19 protein-coding genes are annotated in these 20,339 nt (G+C 64.5%); all 19 read right to left on the minus strand.

Annotated features, from left to right (window positions below):
- Positions 1-74 precede the first annotated feature (74 nt).
- Positions 75-1,127 (minus strand): ABC transporter ATP-binding protein, encoded by a 1,053-nt coding sequence (locus ACVIIW_RS28755; protein WP_456703812.1) that lies wholly within the window; start codon positions 1,125-1,127, stop codon positions 75-77.
- Entirely contained in the window at positions 1,120-2,100 is a 981-nt protein-coding gene (locus tag ACVIIW_RS28760) for an ABC transporter ATP-binding protein (protein WP_456703813.1), read from the minus strand. The genes ACVIIW_RS28755 and ACVIIW_RS28760 overlap by 8 nt, the downstream gene beginning before the upstream one ends.
- On the minus strand, positions 2,097-2,918 hold the full coding sequence (locus ACVIIW_RS28765) for an ABC transporter permease (RefSeq protein ID WP_456703814.1): 822 nt from the start codon (positions 2,916-2,918) through the stop codon (positions 2,097-2,099). The genes ACVIIW_RS28760 and ACVIIW_RS28765 overlap by 4 nt, the downstream gene beginning before the upstream one ends.
- Positions 2,915-3,838, minus strand: coding sequence for an ABC transporter permease (locus ACVIIW_RS28770; protein WP_456705300.1), 924 nt, complete (start codon positions 3,836-3,838; stop codon positions 2,915-2,917). The genes ACVIIW_RS28765 and ACVIIW_RS28770 overlap by 4 nt, the downstream gene beginning before the upstream one ends.
- A 59-nt stretch (positions 3,839-3,897) precedes the next feature.
- A complete protein-coding gene (locus ACVIIW_RS28775) occupies positions 3,898-5,487 on the minus strand; it encodes an ABC transporter substrate-binding protein (RefSeq protein ID WP_456703815.1) in 1,590 nt (529 codons plus the stop codon).
- Positions 5,488-5,615: 128 nt separating this feature from the next.
- Positions 5,616-6,905: an S-methyl-5-thioribose kinase gene (gene mtnK / locus ACVIIW_RS28780; RefSeq protein ID WP_456703816.1), complete on the minus strand. Its 1,290-nt coding sequence runs from the start codon at positions 6,903-6,905 to the stop codon at positions 5,616-5,618.
- 30 nt (positions 6,906-6,935) lie between these two features.
- Positions 6,936-7,283, minus strand: a complete 348-nt coding sequence (locus ACVIIW_RS28785) for a hypothetical protein (RefSeq protein ID WP_456703817.1) — start codon at positions 7,281-7,283, stop codon at positions 6,936-6,938.
- 169 nt (positions 7,284-7,452) lie between these two features.
- A complete protein-coding gene (locus ACVIIW_RS28790; protein ID WP_456703818.1) occupies positions 7,453-7,728 on the minus strand; it encodes a DUF1467 family protein in 276 nt (91 codons plus the stop codon).
- A gap of 9 nt (positions 7,729-7,737) precedes the next feature.
- A complete protein-coding gene (gene mce, locus ACVIIW_RS28795; protein ID WP_456703819.1) occupies positions 7,738-8,142 on the minus strand; it encodes a methylmalonyl-CoA epimerase in 405 nt (134 codons plus the stop codon).
- A 13-nt stretch (positions 8,143-8,155) separates the two neighbouring features.
- Positions 8,156-9,826 carry a ribonuclease J gene (locus ACVIIW_RS28800; RefSeq protein WP_456703820.1) on the minus strand — a complete coding sequence of 557 codons (1,671 nt, stop codon included), beginning with the start codon at positions 9,824-9,826 and terminating at the stop codon, positions 8,156-8,158.
- The gene (locus ACVIIW_RS28805) at positions 9,826-10,632 is read right to left on the minus strand and encodes a biotin--[acetyl-CoA-carboxylase] ligase (protein ID WP_456703821.1); all 807 of its coding nucleotides are present in this window, start codon (positions 10,630-10,632) and stop codon (positions 9,826-9,828) included. The genes ACVIIW_RS28800 and ACVIIW_RS28805 overlap by 1 nt, the downstream gene beginning before the upstream one ends.
- A gap of 1 nt (position 10,633) precedes the next feature.
- Positions 10,634-12,070, minus strand: a complete 1,437-nt coding sequence (nuoN, locus tag ACVIIW_RS28810) for an NADH-quinone oxidoreductase subunit NuoN (RefSeq protein WP_456703822.1) — start codon at positions 12,068-12,070, stop codon at positions 10,634-10,636.
- A gap of 22 nt (positions 12,071-12,092) precedes the next feature.
- Positions 12,093-13,601, minus strand: coding sequence for an NADH-quinone oxidoreductase subunit M (locus ACVIIW_RS28815; protein WP_456703823.1), 1,509 nt, complete (start codon positions 13,599-13,601; stop codon positions 12,093-12,095).
- Positions 13,602-15,722 carry an NADH-quinone oxidoreductase subunit L gene (gene nuoL / locus ACVIIW_RS28820; RefSeq protein ID WP_456703824.1) on the minus strand — a complete coding sequence of 707 codons (2,121 nt, stop codon included), beginning with the start codon at positions 15,720-15,722 and terminating at the stop codon, positions 13,602-13,604.
- An 8-nt stretch (positions 15,723-15,730) separates the two neighbouring features.
- Positions 15,731-16,039, minus strand: a complete 309-nt coding sequence (nuoK, locus tag ACVIIW_RS28825) for an NADH-quinone oxidoreductase subunit NuoK (protein WP_008136131.1) — start codon at positions 16,037-16,039, stop codon at positions 15,731-15,733.
- On the minus strand, positions 16,036-16,674 hold the full coding sequence (locus ACVIIW_RS28830; RefSeq protein WP_456703825.1) for an NADH-quinone oxidoreductase subunit J: 639 nt from the start codon (positions 16,672-16,674) through the stop codon (positions 16,036-16,038). Before ACVIIW_RS28830 ends, nuoK begins: the two co-directional genes overlap by 4 nt.
- Before the next feature lie 9 nt (positions 16,675-16,683).
- Positions 16,684-17,172: an NADH-quinone oxidoreductase subunit NuoI gene (nuoI, locus tag ACVIIW_RS28835; RefSeq protein WP_026232873.1), complete on the minus strand. Its 489-nt coding sequence runs from the start codon at positions 17,170-17,172 to the stop codon at positions 16,684-16,686.
- A 14-nt stretch (positions 17,173-17,186) separates the two neighbouring features.
- Positions 17,187-18,254: an NADH-quinone oxidoreductase subunit NuoH gene (gene nuoH, locus ACVIIW_RS28840; protein WP_456703826.1), complete on the minus strand. Its 1,068-nt coding sequence runs from the start codon at positions 18,252-18,254 to the stop codon at positions 17,187-17,189.
- Positions 18,255-18,258: 4 nt separating this feature from the next.
- The gene (nuoG, locus tag ACVIIW_RS28845) at positions 18,259-20,334 is read right to left on the minus strand and encodes an NADH-quinone oxidoreductase subunit NuoG (protein ID WP_456703827.1); all 2,076 of its coding nucleotides are present in this window, start codon (positions 20,332-20,334) and stop codon (positions 18,259-18,261) included.
- Positions 20,335-20,339: the final 5 nt, after the last annotated feature.

Raw genomic sequence — 20,339 nt, forward strand, 5'->3', positions numbered from 1 at the left:
CGCGGTCCCGACCATAACTTTGCTCAAGCGCGCCTTGCGTCAAGGGCATGCCTTCTCGTCGCTTGCCGCTTGGTCTAGGGACCGGCGCCTTGGGTCGAGGTCAAAGCCGGCTCCCTCGTCACCTCCTCACTCCGCCAGCACCTCACCGCATGCCCATCAGGCCGCGTCTCCAGCACCGGCCCCGGCTCGTGGCGGCACACCTCCTGCGCGTAGCGGCAGCGCGGGCTGAAGGCGCAACCGTTCGGCGGATTGAGCGGGTTGGGCAGATCGCCGCCCGTGGTCGCGAGCGGCGCATGACGCAGCGGATCGGGGATCGCTGCGATCAGCGCTTGCGTATAGGGGTGCGCGGGCCGCTCGAAAATCTCGCGCCAGTCGCCGTTCTCGACGATTCGGCCGAGATACATCACGGCGACGCGGTCACTCATGTGCTCGACGACGCCGAGGTCGTGGCTGATCATGATGTAGGAGAGACCGAGCGTGTCCTTCAATTCCAGCAGGAGATTGATGATCTGGGCACGGATCGACACGTCGAGCGCCGACACAGGCTCGTCGCAGATGACGATCTTGGGATTGAGGATCAACGCGCGCGCGATGCCGATGCGCTGGCGCTGGCCGCCGGAGAATTCATGGGGATAGCGGTCGGCCTGCTCGGGCCGAAGGCCGACATGCTTCAGCATGGTCGCGACGCGGTCCTCGATCTCGCTTCTGGCGGTCACGCCATGCACGCGCAGGGGATCCTCCAGCGTGCGACGAACGGTCTGACGCGGGTTGAGCGAGGCGTAGGGATCCTGGAACACGATCTGGACAGCGCGAGCCAGCGACTTGCGATCGCGTGAAGGCCTTGATGTCACCACCTGCCCGTCCAGCACGATGCGGCCGCGCGTCGGCGCCAGCAGGCCGAGGATCGACAAGGCCACCGTCGACTTGCCGGAACCGGACTCGCCGACGAGGCCGAGGCACTCGCCGCGTTTCAGCGCGAGATCGACACCATCCACGGCACGGAGCAGCCGCCGCTGGCGGCCCAGAATGCCTCCTCCAACAGGAAAATGAACCGCGAGATCCTCGACGCTGAGAAGGAGATCGTCGGCCAACCTCGCTCCACCCAAACTGCTTTGTGGCTCATGCATGGTGATGACACCTCACCAAGCCGCCAGCGTCCAGAAAATCCGCCGTCGGCGCGACGGTCCTGCAAATGTCCGTCGCACGGGCGCAGCGCGGGTTGAACCTGCAACCATCAGGGAAACTGGCGATCGCGGGGACCACGCCCGCGATCTCCTTGAGCCTGCTGCGGCCGAGGGCCGCGCGGCTGCCGAGCCGCGGCAGCGAGTCGACCAGACCTTGCGTATAGGGATGTGACGGTGTGCGAAAAATATCGCCCGAGCCGCGCTCCTCGACGATGCGGCCGGCATACATCACGGCGACGCGGCGGCAGACATTGGCGACCAGGCCGAGATCGTGGCTGATCATCAGGATCGCGGTGCCGCGCTCGGCGCAGAGATTGCGCATCAACTCGATGATCTCGGCTTGCACGGTGACGTCGAGCGCCGTCGTCGGTTCGTCGGCGATCAGGAGATCCGGGCCGCAGGCCAGCGCGATGGCGATCATCACGCGCTGACGCATGCCGCCGGAGAGCTGGTGCGGGTAGTCGTTCACGCGCCGCTCCGGCGCGGGAACGCGGACGCTCGCGAGTGCCTCGACCGCGAGCTGGTTGGCCTCGCGCCAGCTCTTGCCCTTGTGCAGCACGAACATTTCCGCGATCTGCCGTCCGACCGGCGAGACCGGATTGAGCGCCGTCATCGGCTCCTGGAAGATCATGGCGATGCGGTTGCCGCGCAGATCGCGCTGGGCGGCTGCGGACAGATGCTGGATCGCGCGTCCGTCAAAGCGGATGACGCCGCCGCCGATCGACAGCGGCTGTCGCAACAGGCCAATCAACGCAAGCGCGGTGATGCTCTTGCCGCAGCCGGATTCGCCGACCAGGCCGAACGTCTCGCCCCGATCGATGCGGAAGGAAATGCCCTCGGCCGCCGCAACGCGCCGCGATCCGTCGTCGAGATCGATGCGGAGGTCCTCGACTTCGATGAGCGGCGTGCTGGTCATGTCCGCCGGCTCCGCGATTGCGGATCGAGAATGTCGCGCAGGCCGTCTCCGAGCAGGTTGAGGCCGAGCACCGTCAGGAAGATGGCAAGGCCCGGAAATACCGAGAGCCATGGCGCCGTGGTGATCTGGTCGCGCGCATCCGACAGCATGCTGCCCCAGCTCGGAAACGGCGGACGGACGCCGAGGCCGAGGAACGACAAGGCGGCCTCGGAGAGGACCGCGCTGCCCATGCCGAGCGTGCCGATGACGACGATCGGGCCGAGCATGTTCGGCAACAGCTGCGTGACCATGATGCGCAGATCACCATAGCCGAGCACGGTGGCGGCCTGCACGTAGCCCTGACTCCGCAGCGACAGCGCCGAGGCACGCGCGATCCGGCAGGTGAAGGACCAGTTGGTGAGCCCGAGCGCGATCAGGAGGCTGGTGAGTCCCGGGCCGAGCACCGCCATGATCGCGAGCGCGAAGATCAGCGAGGGGATCGCGAGCATGACGTTGGTCAGGGCGTTGACGACATCGTCCCACCAGCCGCCCCAATAGCCGGCGCTCAGTCCCAAGGCGACGCCGATGACGCTGTTGATGAGCTGCGAGACGATGCCCACCGTCAGCGAGACGCGCGCGCCGTAGACGACGCGCGAGTAGATGTCGCGACCCTGGTCGTCGGTGCCGAACCACCAGGTCCAGCCCGGCGGCTCCTCCGCGTTCATGAGATTGGCATCGAGGACGGGATCGGTGTGCGCCAGCCATGGCGCGAGCACACCGACGAGAATCGCGAGCGCGAACAACGTGCCGCCGATGATGAGATTGGCGCGGAGCTTCATGCGTATCTGATCCTGGGATCGATCACCCCGTAGAGCAGATCGATCAGCAGATTGATCGCGAGAAAGGCCAGGACCACCACGAGAATGGAGCCCTGGACGGCCGGAATGTCGCGCTGCAGGACGCTGTCCACAAGCAGCGAGCCGATGCCAGGCCAGGAGAACAGTTTCTCAACCACGACGGCCTGCCCCATCAACCCGCCGAACTGGAGGCCGACCGTGGTGAGAATGATGACGAGCGCGTTGCGCATGACGTGCCACTTCACCACGCGGGTCTCGCTCATGCCCTTGGAGCGCGCGGTGCGGACGAAATCGGCGGTCATGATCTCGAGCACGGCCGCGCGCGTCGTCCGGGCAAACAGCGCCATTGGCGAGACGCCGAGCGTCACGGCCGGCAGCAGCAAGTATTGGAGGCCGCCATCACCGTAGCCGAAACTCGGCAGCCAGCCGAGCTTCAACGCGAACGCATACATCAGCACCAGCCCGAGCCAGAATTTCGCAATGGACAGGCCCGAGACCGCGACGACCATCGCAAGCGTGTCGACAATTCCGCCGGGCCGTAATGCGGCGATGAAGCCGAGTGGCACGCCGAGCAGGACGGAAAACGCCATCGCCGTGACGATCAGCTCCAGCGTCGGCCAGGCTCGTTTGGCGAGCATGCTCGTCACGGGCTCCCGGGTCCGGAACGACGTCCCGAAGTCACCCACCGCGAGTTTGGCGATGTAATTGCCGAAGCGCGTGTAAACAGGATCGTTCAGGCCGAGCTGCTGCTTCAGGCGCAGCTCGACCTGGGGATCGACGTCGTCGCTCATGCTGGAGGCGATGGTGCCGGGCACCACGCTGAACAGCACGAAGACCAGCAGCACGACGGCGAGCACGGTCGGAATGGTTTGCAGGAGACGACGGACCAGGAAGGAGAGCATCGGCACTTTCTTCCCTCTCCCCATCGCTCACGGCGATCGAGGAAGCACGAGAACGCGTATCACTTCGCCGGCGAGGTCTCGTCGACCCAGAGGTCCTCGACGTTCTGATGGGTCATCTCCGTCGCATTGAGCTGAACACCGTGGAGCCAGGGCTGTACGGCCATGACGGCCTTGTTGTAGTTGAAGAACCAGACCGGCGCCTCGTCATACAGCAGAGCGTTGGCCTGCTTCAGCAGCTCGGTTCGCCTGGCGTCGTCGTCGGCCTGCCCTGCCTCATCCATAATCTTGTCGAACTCGGCGTTCTTGAAATTCATGTAGTTGCAGGCCGAGGGCGGCGTCGACGAGTGGAAGCATTTCAGCGCAGCCTGGGGGTCCGGGCCGGTCTGCTGGGAATAGATGAAGGCCTGGTAGTCACCGGTACGAACCACCTCAGCCAGCACCGCGACCTCGACCTGCTTGACCTTGGCCCTGATGCCGACCTTGTCCAGCATCGGGATGACGGCCGAGACGATCGGCAGGCCCCAGCTTTCATTCTGGCTCGTGGTCCATTCGAATTCGAAGCCGGAGGGATAACCGGCCTCGGCGAGCAGCTGCTTCGCCTTGGCGGGATCATACGGGTACGGCTTCATGGTCTTGTCGTAGGCGGACGAGGTCAGCGGCAGCCAGCTCGTGGCGCGATAGGCCTTGCCCTTGACCAGCTTGTTGATGATCAAATCAGAGTCGATCGCATAGTTGATCGCCTGCCGGACGCGCTTGTCGGCGAATGGCTTGAACGCGGGATTCATCCCCATGTAACGCGTGAAGACCTCGGCGACTTCGGCGAGGGTGCCCTTGAGGTTGGGGTCGGCCTGATAGGCGACATATTGCGCCGGGCCGAGCACGGAGGTGTCGATCTCCTTGTTGCGGAATGCGACGTCGCGCGCCGCTGCCTCGCCCATGACCGACACGATGACCTTGTCGGCATAGGGCTTGCCAGGCTTGTAGAACTTGTCCCAGCGCTCCAGCACGATGCGCGAGCCCGGCACGTGCTCGACGAACTTGAACGGCCCGAGCCCGATCGGATGCTGGATGAAGCTGTCCTTGACGGCCTCGTCGGCGGGATAGATCGAGGTCAGCGCGGTGAAGAAGTAGAAGCCGGGATCCACCTTCTCGGTCAGCTTCATCTCGAGGGTGAAATCGTCGATCTTCTTCAGGCCCGAGATCTCCTTGGCCTGGCCCTTCTCGACTGCCGCGGCGCCCTCGATGATGCGGACGTAGCGTGCGCCGGGATAGGCCTTGGTGCCGTCCATGATGCGGTTATAGGACCAGATGATGTCGTCGGCCGACATCTTGCGGCCGTTGTGGAAATAGGCGTCGTCGCGCAGCTTGAAGGTGTGAACGAGGCCTCCGCCCGAGACGACGTCCTCCTTGGCGAGTTCCAGCACCGGCTTTCCCAGCCCGGAATCCCAGATGTAAAGCGAGCGATGCAGGGCCTTGGCGTAGATCTCGTCCTGGGAACGCTGCGTGGTGTGAATGTCGAGGCTGGTGAAACTCGAGCCGTAAGGCGCGGTCATGCGGATGGTTCCGCCCTTGCGCGGCGTCTGGGCCTCCGCTGATCCGCCAAGCGCCAGCGCCAGTCCCGCGACGATCGCAATCATCCTGAACATCATGTGGTCCCCCAACAATGCAGGCACTCCCATCAGGGATTTGATCATTCACAGCCCATTGAATGCAAGCTTCGTTTTGCGGCTGACGGTTCCGAAATCCGCCGCGTCGTCGACCTGCCCGCTGCCTGGCGTCAGCCTGACAGCTCCGGCTGCCAGTCCCGCAATTTCCGAGCGGCGCCAGTGACGTCGGCGATGGTCCGGAACGCAGCCGCCTCGACCATCATTGCGCGCGCGAGCCTGATGGCACGCGCCTCGCTCACCGCGCGCGTCTGCGGGCCTTCGATCAGCTCGAAATCGATGTTGTGGGCGAGACCGAAGATACGCCGGATGGTTTTTGCGGCGGCGAAGCCGACCGTGTCGGTGAAGAGGCGCTGGATGTAGGCTTGCCGCTCGGCCTCGAGGCGCATGGCGCCCTTCTCGCCTGCAAAGAGTGAGACCGGATAGGCATCGCCCGTCGCGTTGGCGCGCCAGAGATCGAGAAATTTTCGCGAAAACTCGTTCCAGACTTTCTCGACGGTCTCCAGCACCCAGCTCTCGAAGGCCTGCCGCTCGCCGGGCGTACGCTCATGGCCGGTGGAGGCGAAATAGGCCATCAGCAGATTGGCCAGCACAGCGCCGACGTCGAAACCCATCGGGCCGTAGAAGGCGAATTCGGGGTCGATCACCCGCGTCTCCGACGCCGTCACCATGATCGAGCCGGTGTGAAGATCGCCATGCAGCAACGCCTCCGGGCTCGCCATGAATTTCAACTTCAGCCTGCTAATCGCGACATGCAGCTCCATGTCCTCGCGCAAGGCCGCGGCGAGCGAGTCGAGATAGGGCGCGGTCCAGCGGTTCTGCTCGGCAATCCGGTAGGGATCGGTGAAGATCAGATCCTCGGTGATCTTGCACAAGGCGTGATTGCCGGCGAAGGCCGCTATGGCTTGCTTCTTTTCGGCAGCTGGGAGTGCGAGGTCGGAGGTGAAGAACAGCGTCCGCGCCATGAAGGTGGTGATGTCGTCGACGAAGCGCGGATAGCACGTCCCGGCGACCAGCCCCTTGCGCATGATGATGTGAGGCTCGAGCAGCTCCATCACGGTGAGCGCCAGCCTCTCGTTGTGATGCAGCAAGGCCGGCACGAGGCCGGGCGCGAGCTGGGCCTGCCGGCACAGCGAAAGATATTCGTAATGGGCCCGCGACAGCGGCAGCGGCCAGCTCTCGCCGACGAGGCGGACATAGGGCAGCGCCTGTTTCACGGCGATGCCGCCGTGCGCGCCCTTCACGATGAAGACGAGGTTCAGATTGCCGTCGCCGACCTCCGTGACGCCCCAGGAGGCCGGCGTGCCGCCGAGCAGCGCCGCGATTTCAGGCAGGCCCGCGAGGTAGTCCCGCAAGGCGGCCTCCTGAAGAATCCGATAATCCCCCGCCTGGCTTCCGGTCATGATCCCATCCCATAGGTTTGGGCCGGATCGTTACTCCCGCTCCAGGAAGCTCGAGCCGATCTCGGCCTTTCTTTTGATGGGATCGTAATCACAATAGACGTTGTCCGCCACCAGCGTGTAGCTCGCGCTGACGGTGTATTTATCAAGCTTGACCGAGTTCAGGCCGATCACCGAGGTGCTCTTGCCGCCGTTCCATTTGAACGGCGTCGAGCTCTTGGCCTGCTCGCAGGCCATCACCGCGTCGTTGAAAACGGAGCCCTCGACGAACGCTTTCAGCGTTCGCACCTGCACAGCCATCTTCCACTGGACATAACCGATGCCGCCAAGCCCGGCGATCACAAGCACCAGCAGCGCAACGACGATCCGTTGAAAAGTCATTTATCCCCCCGAAGCAATGAAACAGGTACAAAATTCTAGGCGAGTGGTGAGACCAGGCAAGGCCCGTTCGGGAGGCGTTCTCACTCTGGGCTGCGGCCCCTCACTTTGCCTGGACGATACTTCGCATCGCCAGGATCAATCCGACCTCTCGTCCCCGGGGAGAGGTGAACTAAAACGGCATTCCCATCAATTTCGTCAGCCGATCGAGCGAGAGATAGCCGGCGTGATAGGCGCTGACTCCAAGGCCATAGATGATCGCCGAGATGATCGTGGTCCAGATCAGCTTGCCCTTCATGCCTGTCAGAACAGGGGCGCCGGGGTCCGTGCCCGGGGCGCCGCCGCCGTCCTCGTGCTGGCTGCGGACGCCGAACGGCAGCGTCAGGAACAACGCGAGCCACCAGATGACAAAGTAGATCGCGAGCGCGGTTGAGATCTGCGCAGCCATGGTCCGCTCCTACGCCTGCTCGATTTCGACCAGCGCGCCGGAAAAGTCCTTCGGGTGCAGGAACAGCACCGGCTTGCCGTGCGCGCCGATCTTCGGCACGCCGTCGCCGAGCACCCGCGCTCCCTCCTTCACCAGCGTGTCGCGCGAAGCGATGATGTCGACGACCTCGTAGCAGATGTGATGGATCCCGCCGTCGGCATTGCGCTCGAGAAATTTTGCGATCGGCGAGGCCTCGCCGAGCGGCTCGATGAACTCGATCTTGGTGTTGGGGAGCGTCGCGAACACGGTGGTGACGCCGTGCTCGGGCAGCGGCACGGCTTCCGAAATCTGCGCCCCGAACGCCGCGCCGTAGATCCTGGCGGACTTGACGGCATCCCTGGTCGCGATCGCGACGTGGTTGAGGCGACCCAGCATGTTTCTCTCCCCGTTACACCGTCAGGACGTGGACCAGACAGGGGGGCTTTTTGCCCCAATGTTCGTTGATGACGGCCCGGACGGCGCGTCGCACCGATTCAGCCAGCGCATCCGGATCCCTGCGCCGCGCCCTCGGCAGGCCTTCGATGGTGGACATCACGGCGTCGAAGACGATGTCGTCAAACGCCTCGCCCGCCCGGTTCTTCTCGGGAATGCCGACCAGATCGACCTCGGGCTCGTCGGCCAGCTCGCCCTGCGCGGTCATGGCCACGGCGACGAAGGCACAGCCGGAGAATGCCATGCGGCGGCGCTCGACCACCGCGCGGGATTTGGCGTCCTCGAGGATGTTGCCGTCCTTGTAGAGCCGGCCCGACGGCACCTCGCCGACCACGCCGGGATCGCCGGGGCCGAGCTTGACCAGGTCGCCGTTGCGAATGACCAGGACACGCGGCACGCCGGCGGCGCGCGCGAGCTTGGCGTGCTCGCTCAGGTGCAGGGCTTCGCCGTGAACGGGGATCAGCAGCTGCGGCTTCACCCAGGAGATCATGTCGCGCAGCTCGTCGCGGCGCGGATGGCCTGACACGTGCACCAGATGATCGCGGTCGGTGAGGACCTCGACGCCCTGCAGCACGAGATTGTTGATGATCGAGCCGACCGCCTTCTCGTTGCCGGGAATCGTGCGCGAGGAGAAGATCACGCTGTCGCCGCGGTTGAGCGTGATTTCGGGATGGTCGTCATTGGCGATGCGCGCCAGCGCCGCGCGGGACTCGCCCTGGCTGCCGGTGCACAGCGCCAGCACCTTGTCCTGCGGCAGATGGCCGTAGACCTCGGGCGAGCGGAAGTTCTGGACGCCGTCGAGGTAGCCGGTCTCGCGCGCGACCTGCACCACGCGCTCCATGGCGCGGCCGACCACGACGACCTCGCGGTCGGCCGCCTTCGCTGCGTCGGCGACGGCCTTGATGCGCGCGACGTTGGAGGCGAAGGTCGTGACCGCGACGCGGCCTTTTGCAGCCTTCACCAGATCGATGATGGTGCGGGCGACCTCGGCTTCCGAGGGCGAGCGGCCGTCGCGGACGGCGTTGGTGGAATCGCCGATCAAGGCGAGCACCCCCTCCTCGCCGAGCTCGCGCAGACGCTTCTCGTCGGTCGGACGGCCGAGCGTCGGCGTCGGATCGATCTTCCAGTCGCCGGTGTGCAGCACCACTCCGGCCTCGGTGTGGATCGCCAGTGCATGCGCTTCCGGAATCGAATGCGCGACCGGAATGAACTCGACATTGAACGGGCCAACATCGATGCGGCCGCCAGAGGGGACGACGGTGACGGGGATGTTGGGGGCATTGCGCTCGGCGGCGCATTTGGCCTCGAACAGCGCCGCGCTGAATGGCGTCGCGTAGATCGGACATTTCAACCGTGGCCAGAGGTCGATGATGGCGCCGAAATGATCCTCATGGGCGTGGGTCAACACCAGCCCCATCAGGTTCTTGCGTTCCTTCTCCAGGAAGCTGATGTCGGGCATGATCAGGTCGATGCCGGGCAGATGCTCCTCGTCGCCGAAGGAGACGCCGAGATCGACCGCCAACCACGAACGCTGCTGGCGATTGCCGAGGCCATAGATCGACAAATTCATGCCGATCTCGCCGACACCGCCGAGCGGCGCAAATACCAGTTCGTCGGGCCTCGCCATCACGCAGCTCCTACCGAACGGACCGGGCCGAAGAACACCTCGCCCGCGGTCACAGGCACAAGCTGCCCTTCCACTGTGCGGACAATCAGGCAGCCGGTGTCGTCGATCGTGTCAAAAATGCCTTCCAGCACCATCGTTCCCGTGTGGATCGCGACCGGCTCACCTAGGCCGGCGGCGCGCTCCAGCCAGAGCTTGCGGATCTCGGCAAAGCCACGGCCGTTGTCCCAGATGCCGCGGAATTCGACCCAGGCGTCCGACAGCGCCGAGAACAACTCCTCCGCACTGATCTGGACCCCGAGGGCTGCGAGCGACACCGCCGGCGTGGGCGTGCCCTCGGGCGCCGCCACGATGTTGGTGCCGATGCCTGTAACGATGGCCAGGCGCTCGCCGACCGCCTCGGCTTCCAGGCCGATGCCGACCAGCTTCTTGCCGTTGGCCAGGACGTCATTCGGCCATTTCAGGGCGTAGCGCGGTCTATCAGGGCCGAGCCGGAGCACGGCCTCGAGGCTGACTTTCTCCAGCGCCGCCTCTTCGGCCAGCCCAGCGGCGAAACCGATCGTGGCGGCCAGTGCAGGCGCGACGTCGAGGACTTCGAGAACGCTGGACGCCAGATTGCCCTTCGGCGCGATCCAGGGGCGCTGACGGCGGCCGCGGCCGGCCGTCTGCTCTGATGTGACGAACCACATCGGGCCGGGCTCGCCGGCCCGGGCCGCTTCGATGGCGTCGGCATTGGTCGAGCCGGTCCGCTCCATCGCAGCGAGCTTGTAGCCCGCCGCGACCGCGCGAGGACCGAGCGCGAACCCCATCCTAGAACAGCGACTTGGCGGCGGCGGAGGCGACGCTCACCACCGGCCCCGCGAACAATGCGAACAGGATGTTGAACAGGCCCGCGACCGCCAGCACCGTCTTGACCTCGACCCTGACGGGATCGACCTGGCCGGCCGGCTCGTCGAAATACATCGTCTTGACGATGGCGAGATAGTAGTAGGCGCCCACGACGCTGGAGAGCACGCCGATCACCGCGAGGGTGAACAGGTTCGCCTTGATGGCGGCGACGAACACGTACCATTTGGCGAAGAAGCCGGCGAGCGGCGGAATGCCGGCGAGCGAGAACAGCAGCATCGCGAACATGAAGGCCAGCAGCGGATTGGTGCGCGACAGACCTGCGAAGTCGCTGATCTGCTCGACAGCCTGGCCGTTGCGCTTCATCGCGAGGATGATCGAGAACGAGCCGAGCGTCATCGCGACATAGATCACGATGTACATCAGCACGCCCTGTGCACCCTCGACCGTGCCGGAGGCAAGGCCGACCAGGGCAAAGCCCATATGGCCGATCGAGGAATACGCCATCAGGCGCTTGATGTTGCTCTGGCCGATCGCGGCGAACGAGCCCAGCGCCATCGAGGCGATCGCCACGAACACCAGGATCTGCTGCCATTGCGAGACGATGCCGGGGAATGCGGTCAGCGTGACGCGGGTGAACACTGCCAGCGCGGCGACCTTCGGCGCCGAGGCGAAGAAGGCGGTGACCGGTGTCGGCGCGCCCTCGTACACGTCAGGCGTCCACATGTGGAACGGCACGGCCGAGACCTTGAAGCAGAGGCCGGCGAGCAGGAACACCAGGCCGAACACGAGGCCGGTATTCGAGATGGTCGCGGCCGCGGCGATGCCGGCGAAGCTGACCGTGCCGGTGAAGCCATACACCAGCGACGAGCCGTAGAGCAGCATGCCCGAAGACAGCGCGCCCAGCACGAAATATTTCAAGCCGGCCTCGGTCGATTTCGCGTTGTCGCGGTTCGAGGCCGCCACGACGTAGAGCGCGAGCGACATCAATTCGAGGCCGAGATAGAGCGAGATCAAATCGCCGGCCGAGATCAGCACCATCATGCCGAGCGTCGAGAGCAGCACCAGGATCGCGTACTCGAAGATGCGCCGCGACGGATCGGCCAGGAATTCGGTCGACAGGATCAGCGTCACCGCCGAACCGATCAGCGCCAGGATCTTCATGAAGCGGGCAAAATCATCGACGATGAAGCTGCCGCCGAAGGTGACCTGCTTGCCTGACGGCAGCATGTATTCGAGCGCGCCGACCACGATGAGCAGCAGCACCGCGAGCGCGGTGACCCCGCTGGTGGTGCCCTGCCCGCGATAAGCGCCGAGCATCAGAAGCGCCATGGCGCCGACCGCGAGCACGAGCTCGGGCAGCACCGGCGCCAGTTGATAACCTGCAGTCGTAAAGCTCATGGCGATATCCTGACCTGCCCGATCACTGGAGCAGTGCGGCGGCCTTCACGGCCGTCACAGCGGTGTTGTAGTTGGTGACGAGTTGCTGGACCGAGGCGGCCGACATGTCGAGCACCGGCTTCGGATAGACGCCGAACAGGATCGTCAGCGCGATCAGCGGAAACAGCGTCACGCACTCACGCAGCGTGAGATCCTTCATGCTCATCAGCGTCGGCTTGACCAGCGCTCCGAACACGACCTTGCGGTAGAGCCAGAGCGCGTAGCCGGCCGAGAGGATGACGCCAAAGGTCGCGAAGAACGCGGTCGGGATCGAGACCTTGAAGGTACCGAGCAACGTCATGAATTCGCCGACGAAGCCTGACGTGCCGGGCAGACCGACATTGGCCATGGTGAAGACCATGAAGGTCAGCGCGTAGAGCGGCATGCGGTTGACGAGGCCGCCATAGGCCGCGATCTCGCGGGTGTGCAGGCGGTCGTAGACGACGCCGACGCAGAGGAACAGCGCGCCGGAGACGATGCCGTGCGAGATCATCTGGAACACCCCGCCGGCGACGCCCTGCATGGTGCCGGCGAAGATGCCCATGGTGACAAATCCCATGTGAGCAACCGACGAGTATGCGATCAGCTTCTTCATGTCCTCCTGCATCAGCGCCACCAGCGAGGTGTAGATGATGGCAATCGCGGACATGGTGAAGATCAGCGGCGCGAAGTCGTGCGAGGCCAGCGGGAACATCGGCAACGAGAAGCGCAGGAAGCCGTAGCCGCCCATCTTCAAGAGGATTGCGGCGAGGACCACGGAGCCTGCCGTCGGCGCCTCGACGTGTGCGTCGGGAAGCCAGGTGTGCACCGGCCACATCGGCATCTTCACCGCGAACGAGGCGAAGAAGGCCAGCCAGGCCCAGGTCTGCAGCGACCGCGGCACGGCGGTGTGCATCAGGGTCGGGATGTCCGTGGTGCCGCCGTTCCAGTACAGCGCCATGATGGCGAGCAGCATCAGGACCGAGCCGAGCAGCGTGTAGAGGAAGAACTTGAACGATGCGTAGACCCGGCGCGGGCCGCCCCAGACACCGATGATCAGGAACATCGGGATCAGGCCGCCCTCGAAGAACAAGTAGAACAGCACGAGATCGAGCGCCGAGAAGGTGCCGATCATCAGCGTTTCCAGGATCAGGAACGCCATCATGTATTCGCGGACGCGGTTCGAAATCGCCTTCCAGCTCGCGATGATGCAGAACGGCATGATCGCGGTGGTCAGGATCACCAGCGGCAGCGAGATGCCGTCGACGCCCATGTGGTAAGTGATGCCGGTGGCGAGCCAGCTCGCCTTCTCGACGAACTGGAAGTCGGCATTCGAAGGGTCGAAGCGCATGACCAGGAGCACCGACACCGCGAAGGTGATCAGCGTGGTCCACAGCGCGATCCAGCGCGAATTGCGCTTGGCCGCCTCGTCATCGCCGCGGCTCAGGTAAACGATCAGCGCGCCGACCAGCGGCAGGAACGTGGTGACCGAAAGGATGGGCCAGGTTGTCATTTACTGGCCTCCAAAGCCGAACATGAACCAGGTGATCAGGCCGGCGGCGCCGATCAGCATGGCGAATGCGTAGTGATAGAGATACCCGGTCTGGATCTTGACGACGTTGCGGGTGACATCCAGCACGCGGGCCGAAATGCCGTCGGGCCCGAAGCCGTCGATGATGAAGCCGTCGCCCTTCTTCCAGAGCTGGTAGCCGATCCACTTCGCCGGACGGACGAAGATATAATCGTAGAGCTCGTCGAAGTACCATTTGTTGAGCAGGAACTTGTAGAGCATCGGCTGCGTGTTCGCGAGCTCAACCGGGAGGTAGGGCTTGCGGATGTAGAAGGTGTAGGAGACCAGGAAGCCGCCGACCATCATCAGGAAGGGCAGCCAGCCCAGCAGATGCGGCATGTTCTCCATATCCTCGAGGATGTGCGGGTTCATCTTCACGGACTCGCGGAAGAATTCCTCCACGCCGTGAGGACTGACGAAGATCTCCTTGAACGGGAAGCCGGCAAGGACCGAGCCGACGGCCAGCACGCCGATCGGGATCAGCATCCAGATCGGGCTCTCATGCGCGGCGTCGTAGTGCTCCTGGTCGTGTGGCTCGCCGAAGAAGGTCTTGAACACCAGACGCCAGGAATAGAACGAGGTCAGGCCGGCCGCCACGACCGTCAGCAGATAGGCATAGGTCGAGAACGGATTGTGCGAGGCGTAGGCCGCCTCGATGATGGCGTCCTTGGAGAAGTAGCCGGCGAACAGCGGGAAGCCGGTCAGCGCCAGCGTGCCGACGGTCATCACCGCGAAGGTGTACGGGATCTTCTTCCAGAGACCACCCATGTTGCGGATGTCCTGCTCGTGGTGCATCGCGTAGATCACCGAGCCGGAACCCAAGAACAGCAGCGCCTTGAAGAAGGCGTGCGTGAACAGGTGGAACATGCCGACTGAATAGGCCCCTGCGCCCATCGCCACGAACATGTAGCCGAGCTGCGAACAGGTCGAATACGCCACGATGCGCTTGATGTCGTTCTGGACCAGACCGATGGTCGCCGCGAAGAACGCGGTGGTCGCACCGAAGAACATCACGACGGCCTGGGCATTCGGGGCGAGCTCGAACAGCGGCGACAGCCGCGCCACCATGAACACGCCCGCGGTGACCATGGTCGCCGCGTGGATCAGCGCCGACACCGGGGTCGGGCCTTCCATCGCGTCCGGCAGCCAGGTGTGCAGCAGGAACTGCGCCGACTTGCCCATCGCGCCCATGAACAGCAGGAGGCAGGTCAAGGTCAGCGCATCGGCATGCCAGCCGAGGAAATCGATGGTCTTGCCGGTCAGGCCGGGCGCGGCATGGAAGATCGTCTCGAAATCGGTCGAGTTCGTCAGCATGAAGATCGAAAAGATGCCGAGCGCGAAACCGAAATCGCCGACGCGGTTGACCACGAAGGCCTTGATGGCGGCGGCGTTCGCCGACGGCTTCTGGTACCAGAAGCCGATCAGGAGATAGCTCGCCAGACCCACGCCTTCCCAACCGAAGAACAGCTGCACGAGATTGTCCGCCGTCACCAGCATCAGCATGGCGAAGGTGAACAGGCTCAGATAGCCGAAGAAGCGCGGCCGGTTCGGATCCTCGTCCATGTAGCCGATGGAATAGAGGTGCACGAGCGAGGACACGGTCGTCACCACGACCAGCATCACGGCGGTCAGCGTGTCGACGCGCAGCGTCCACCAGACCTCGAGATCGCCGGAAAAGATCCAGGGCAGGAGCTGGATCCTGAGGTCATGGCCGTTGAAGCCGACATCGACCAGCGTCATCCAGGACAGCGCGGCCGAGACGAACAGCAGCGCCGTGGTGATCAGCTCGGCGCCACGCGAGCCCGCAGCCGGGGGCTCGACCGGGCCGTGGCCGTGGTCGTCATGCCCGTCGCCGGGCTCATGGTGGGTCTCGTGGATGACGGACGCATCCTCGTTAATCTTGTGGGACGCGTGGGCGTCGGCGCCAAGGGCGTGATCATGACCGTGATCGCCATGATGCTCGACCTCGTCGCCCGAGGGGTTGCGGCCATGTGCGCCGACGAGCGAGATCAGGCCGGCCAGAATGGCGCCCAGCAGCGGCAGGAAAACGATTGCCTGAACCATTTGAGAGCTCAGCCCTTCATCAGATTGACGTCCTCAACCGCGATCGAGCCACGGTTGCGGAAATAGACCACCAGGATGGCAAGACCGATCGCGGCCTCGGCGGCCGCCACGGTCAAGACAAGCAGCGCGAAGACCTGACCGACGATGTCGCCGAGGAAGGTCGAGAATGCCACCAGGTTGACGTTGACCGAGAGCAGGATCAGCTCGATCGACATCAGGATGACGATGATGTTCTTGCGGTTGAGGAAGATGCCGAGGATCCCGAGCGTGAACAGGATCGCGCCGACCGCCAGATAATGCCCGAGCCCGATCGTCATTTCACCCACTCCGCAGCGTCGGCATCCGAGAGCCCCTGCCCCGGCGCCACCTTGCGCATCGCCATCGCCATCTCGGGCGTGCGTGCGTTCTGAACGTTGATGTCCTGCCGCTTCACGCTGGCCTTATGACGCAGCGTCAGAACGATGGCGCCGATCATGGCGACCAGCAGGACCATGCCCGAAAGCTGGAAGTAGTGGACGTACCTCGTATAGAGCACGAGGCCCAGCGCCTCGGTGTTCGAGACGTTGGCCGGGATCGGCGCCGTGATGGTCTTGCTCACGGTCGGGTTGATGACCCAGGCACCGACGGTCAGAAGCAGCTCGAACAGGAAGATGCCGCCGATCACGACACCCACCGGCAGGTACTGGATGAAGCCTTCGCGCAGCTCGATGAAGTCGACATCCAGCATCATGATGACGAACAGGAACAGCACCGCGACCGCGCCGACATAGACGACGATCAGGATCATCGCGAGGAATTCGGCTCCCATCAGCACGAACAGGCCGGAGGCGTTGACGAAGGCCAGGATCAGGAACAGCACGGAGTGCACGGGATTGCGCGAGACAATCACCATCACCGCCGAGGCGACGCAGACGCCGGCGAAGAGATAGAAGAACAGCGCGGGAAGGATCATGTTCTCATCTCACCGGTAAGGCGCGTCGAGCTCGATCGCCTTCGCGATCTCGCGTTCCCAGCGGTCGCCGTTGGCGAGCAGCTTGGCCTTGTCATAGAACAGTTCCTCGCGGGTCTCGGTCGCGAACTCGAAGTTCGGACCTTCGACGATGGCGTCGACGGGACAGGCCTCCTGGCACAGGCCGCAATAGATGCATTTCACCATGTCGATGTCGTAGCGCACGGTGCGACGGGTACCGTCGTTGCGGCGGGGGCCGGCTTCGATGGTGATGGCCTGCGCGGGGCAGACCGCTTCGCACAGCTTGCAGGCGATGCAGCGCTCTTCGCCGTTCGGATAGCGGCGCAGCGCATGCTCGCCGCGGAAGCGCGGCGAGATCGGGCCCTTCTCGAACGGATAGTTCAGCGTCGGCTTCGGCTGGAAGAAATAGCGCATGGCGAGGAAGAACGCCGAGACGAATTCCGACAGCAGAAGCGAGCGTGCAGTGGCGTTGATGTTGATACCCATGACGGCCCTCACTTCGGCGCGATGCCGGCGAATTGCAGCACGCCTGCCACCACGACCACCATCACCAGCGACAGCGGCAGGAACACCTTCCAGCCGAGGCGCATCAGTTGGTCGTAGCGGTAGCGCGGCACGATCGCCTTTGCCATCGCGAACAGGAAGAACATGAAGAAGACTTTGAGCGAGAACCAGATGATCCCGGGCACCCAGTTGAAGGGCGGCAGGTCCACCGGCGGCAGCCAGCCTCCGAGGAACAGGATGGTCGCCATGGCGCACATCGTGACGATCGCGACGTATTCGCCGAGCATGAACAGCAGATACGGCGTCGAGCCGTATTCGACCATGAAGCCGGCGACGAGCTCGGATTCCGCTTCGACGAGGTCGAAGGGCGGACGGTTGGTTTCAGCGAGCGCCGAGACGTAGAACACCACGAACATCGGCAACAGCGGCCAGACGTACCAGTTCAGGATCGTCAGCTGCGGCAGCCCGATCAGGCCGGCGAGACCGCGCACGTGCTGGGCCTCGACCACGGCGGAGAGGTTCAGCGAGCCGGCGCAGAGCAGCACCGTGATGATGACGAAGCCGATCGAGACTTCATAGGACACCATCTGCGCCGCCGAACGCAGCGCGGCCAGGAACGGGTATTTCGAGTTCGACGACCAGCCGGCCATGATGATGCCGTAGATCGACAGCGACGAGATCGCGAAGATGAAGAGGATGCCGACATTGATGTCGGAGATCACCCAGCCGAGGTTGGTCGGGATCACCGCCCAGGCCGCGAGCGCGAGCACGCAGGAGACCAAGGGAGCAAGCAGGAAGACGCCCTTGTTGGCGCCGGCCGGAATGATCGGCTCCTTCAGCACGAATTTGAGCAGATCGGCGAAGGACTGGAACAGGCCCCAGGGGCCGACCACGTTCGGGCCGCGGCGTATCTGCACCGCCGCCCAGATCTTGCGGTCAGCGAGCAGGATGTAGGCGATCGCGACCAGCAGGACGACGAGCACCAGCAGGCTCTCAAGGACCATGAGGATCAGCGGCCAGAGGAAGCCGGTCCAGACTGCGCTTTCGAAGAATTCCATCGGCTTACTCCGCTGCGCTCAGCATCTGCCCGGAGGCAAGCCGCGAGCATTCCGCCATCACCGCCGACGCACGCGCGATTGGGTTGGTCAAATAGAAGTCCTCGATGAGGGCCTTGAACGGCGCCTTCTCCGGCGCGCCGCCCCTCCCTGCCAGCTTCTGGATCTGGTCGGCTGTGCCTGCCTCGATCTGGTCGAGACGGATCAGATGCGGCACGGTCTTGAAGATCACCTGGCGCAGCGCGGCAAGCGAGTCGTAGCCGAGCTTCTTGCCGAGTGCTTCCGACAGCGCGCGAACGATCGCCCAGTCCTCGCGGGCCTCGCCCGGCGGGAACGCGGCGCGGCCCGTCATCTGCACGCGGCCCTCGGTGTTGACGTAGATCGCGGACTTCTCGGTGTAGGCGGCCGCCGGCAGGATCACGTCGGCACGATGCGCGCCGCGGTCACCATGGGTGCCGATGTACACGACGAAGGTGCCATCAGGCGCCTTGATCTCGTCGGCGCCGAGCAGAAACAAGAGGTCGAGCGTGCCGAAGGTCGTCATCTGCGCGGCGTTCAGACCGCCCTGACCTGCGGCGAAGCCGATATCGAGCGCCCCCACGCGCGAGGCGGTCTCGTGCAGCACGCCGAAGCCGTTCCAGCCGTCCTTCACCGCGCCGACATCGAGCGCGAGCTTGGCGGCGGCGGCCAGAATGGCAGCGCCATCGTGACGCGAGGCCGCGCCTGCGCCGACCAGGATGATCGGATTCTTGGCGTTCTTCAGCACGTCCATGAAGGAGTGCTTGCCGGACGCGAGCTCACCGAGCGTCTCGGTGCCCGCGCCGAGATGGTCATAATCGTAGGTCAGATCGGCCTTGGCGCCGATCACGCCGACCTTGAAGCCGCCGGTGCGCCAGCGCTTGCGGATCCGGGCATTGAACACCGCCGCCTCTTTCCGCGGATTGGCGCCGACGATGAGCAGCGCATCGGCCTGCTCGACGCCTGCAAGCGTCGGATTGAAGATGTAGGAGCCGCGGCCGAGCGCGGGATCGAAGGCGTCGCCGCCCTGCACCGCCAGATTGGCCGAGCCGAACTTGGCGAGCAGATCCTTCAACGCGAACATCTCTTCGACGCCGGCGAGATCGCCCGCGATCGCGCCGATGCGCTTGCCATCGGTGCGCGCCGCCTTGGCCGCGATCGCAGCGAAGGCTTCGGGCCAGCTCGCCGCGCGCAGCTTGCCGGCTTCCCGGATATAGGGCCGGTCCAGGCGCTGGGTGCGCAGGCCATCGACGATATGGCGGGTCTTGTCGGAGATCCACTCCTCGTTCACGGCCTCGTTGATCCGCGGCAGTACGCGCATCACCTCACGGCCGCGGGTGTCGACGCGGATCGCCGAGCCGACGCCGTCCATGACGTCGATCGACTGGGTCTTGCCGAGCTCCCACGGGCGCGCCGCGAAAGCATAGGGTTTTGAGGTCAGCGCACCGACCGGGCAGATGTCGACGAGATTGCCCTGCAGCTCGGAGGTCAGCGCGTGCTCGAGATAGGTTGTGATCTCCATGTCCTCGCCGCGCCCCGTCGCGCCCATTTCGGGCGCGCCGGCGACTTCCGCCGAGAAGCGGACGCAGCGCGTGCACTGGATGCAGCGATTCATCGAGGTCTTGACCAGCGCGCCGAGGTACTTGTCCTCGACCGCGCGCTTGTTCTCGGCGAAGCGGCTGGTGTCGACACCATAGCCCATCGCCTGGTCCTGCAGGTCGCACTCGCCGCCCTGGTCGCAGATCGGGCAGTCCAGCGGATGGTTGATCAGGAGGAATTCCATCACGCCTTCGCGTGCCTTCTTCACCATCGGTGAACGCGTGGAGATTTCCGGCGGCTCCCCCTTGGGGCCCGGACGGCAGTCGCGCACGCCCCAGGCGCAAGATGCGACCGGCTTCGGGCCACCCTTCACCTCGACGAGGCACATCCGGCAATTGCCGGCGATCGACAGCCGTTCGTGATAGCAGAAGCGCGGAATCTCGGCGCCGGCCGCCTCGCACGCCTGAAGCAGCGTGTACTCGGCGGGAACATCGATCTCTTTGCCGTCGATGATGAGCTTGGTCATTCTCT

This window comes from Bradyrhizobium sp. USDA 4449 (assembly GCF_054056275.1).

Bases quoted from the DNA above. Each gene is read 5' to 3' on its own strand.
- ACVIIW_RS28830 (WP_456703825.1), bottom strand. From the start codon at position 16,674: ATGATCCTTCCCGCGCTGTTCTTCTATCTCTTCGCCGGCGTCTGCGTC.
- ACVIIW_RS28775 (WP_456703815.1), bottom strand. From the start codon at position 5,487: ATGATGTTCAGGATGATTGCGATCGTCGCGGGACTGGCGCTGGCGCTT.
- mce (WP_456703819.1), bottom strand. From the start codon at position 8,142: ATGCTGGGTCGCCTCAACCACGTCGCGATCGCGACCAGGGATGCCGTC.
- ACVIIW_RS28805 (WP_456703821.1), bottom strand. From the start codon at position 10,632: ATGGGGTTCGCGCTCGGTCCTCGCGCGGTCGCGGCGGGCTACAAGCTC.
- ACVIIW_RS28815 (WP_456703823.1), bottom strand. From the start codon at position 13,601: ATGACAACCTGGCCCATCCTTTCGGTCACCACGTTCCTGCCGCTGGTC.
- ACVIIW_RS28790 (WP_456703818.1), bottom strand. From the start codon at position 7,728: ATGGCTGCGCAGATCTCAACCGCGCTCGCGATCTACTTTGTCATCTGG.
- ACVIIW_RS28755 (WP_456703812.1), bottom strand. From the start codon at position 1,127: ATGCATGAGCCACAAAGCAGTTTGGGTGGAGCGAGGTTGGCCGACGAT.
- mtnK (WP_456703816.1), bottom strand. From the start codon at position 6,905: ATGACCGGAAGCCAGGCGGGGGATTATCGGATTCTTCAGGAGGCCGCC.
- ACVIIW_RS28785 (WP_456703817.1), bottom strand. From the start codon at position 7,283: ATGACTTTTCAACGGATCGTCGTTGCGCTGCTGGTGCTTGTGATCGCC.
- nuoL (WP_456703824.1), bottom strand. From the start codon at position 15,722: ATGGTTCAGGCAATCGTTTTCCTGCCGCTGCTGGGCGCCATTCTGGCC.
- ACVIIW_RS28760 (WP_456703813.1), bottom strand. From the start codon at position 2,100: ATGACCAGCACGCCGCTCATCGAAGTCGAGGACCTCCGCATCGATCTC.
- nuoN (WP_456703822.1), bottom strand. From the start codon at position 12,070: ATGAGCTTTACGACTGCAGGTTATCAACTGGCGCCGGTGCTGCCCGAG.
- nuoG (WP_456703827.1), bottom strand. From the start codon at position 20,334: ATGACCAAGCTCATCATCGACGGCAAAGAGATCGATGTTCCCGCCGAG.
- ACVIIW_RS28765 (WP_456703814.1), bottom strand. From the start codon at position 2,918: ATGAAGCTCCGCGCCAATCTCATCATCGGCGGCACGTTGTTCGCGCTC.
- nuoH (WP_456703826.1), bottom strand. From the start codon at position 18,254: ATGGAATTCTTCGAAAGCGCAGTCTGGACCGGCTTCCTCTGGCCGCTG.
- ACVIIW_RS28800 (WP_456703820.1), bottom strand. From the start codon at position 9,826: ATGGCGAGGCCCGACGAACTGGTATTTGCGCCGCTCGGCGGTGTCGGC.
- nuoK (WP_008136131.1), bottom strand. From the start codon at position 16,039: ATGACGATCGGGCTCGGGCATTATCTGGCGGTCGGCGCGATCCTGTTC.
- ACVIIW_RS28770 (WP_456705300.1), bottom strand. From the start codon at position 3,838: ATGCTCTCCTTCCTGGTCCGTCGTCTCCTGCAAACCATTCCGACCGTG.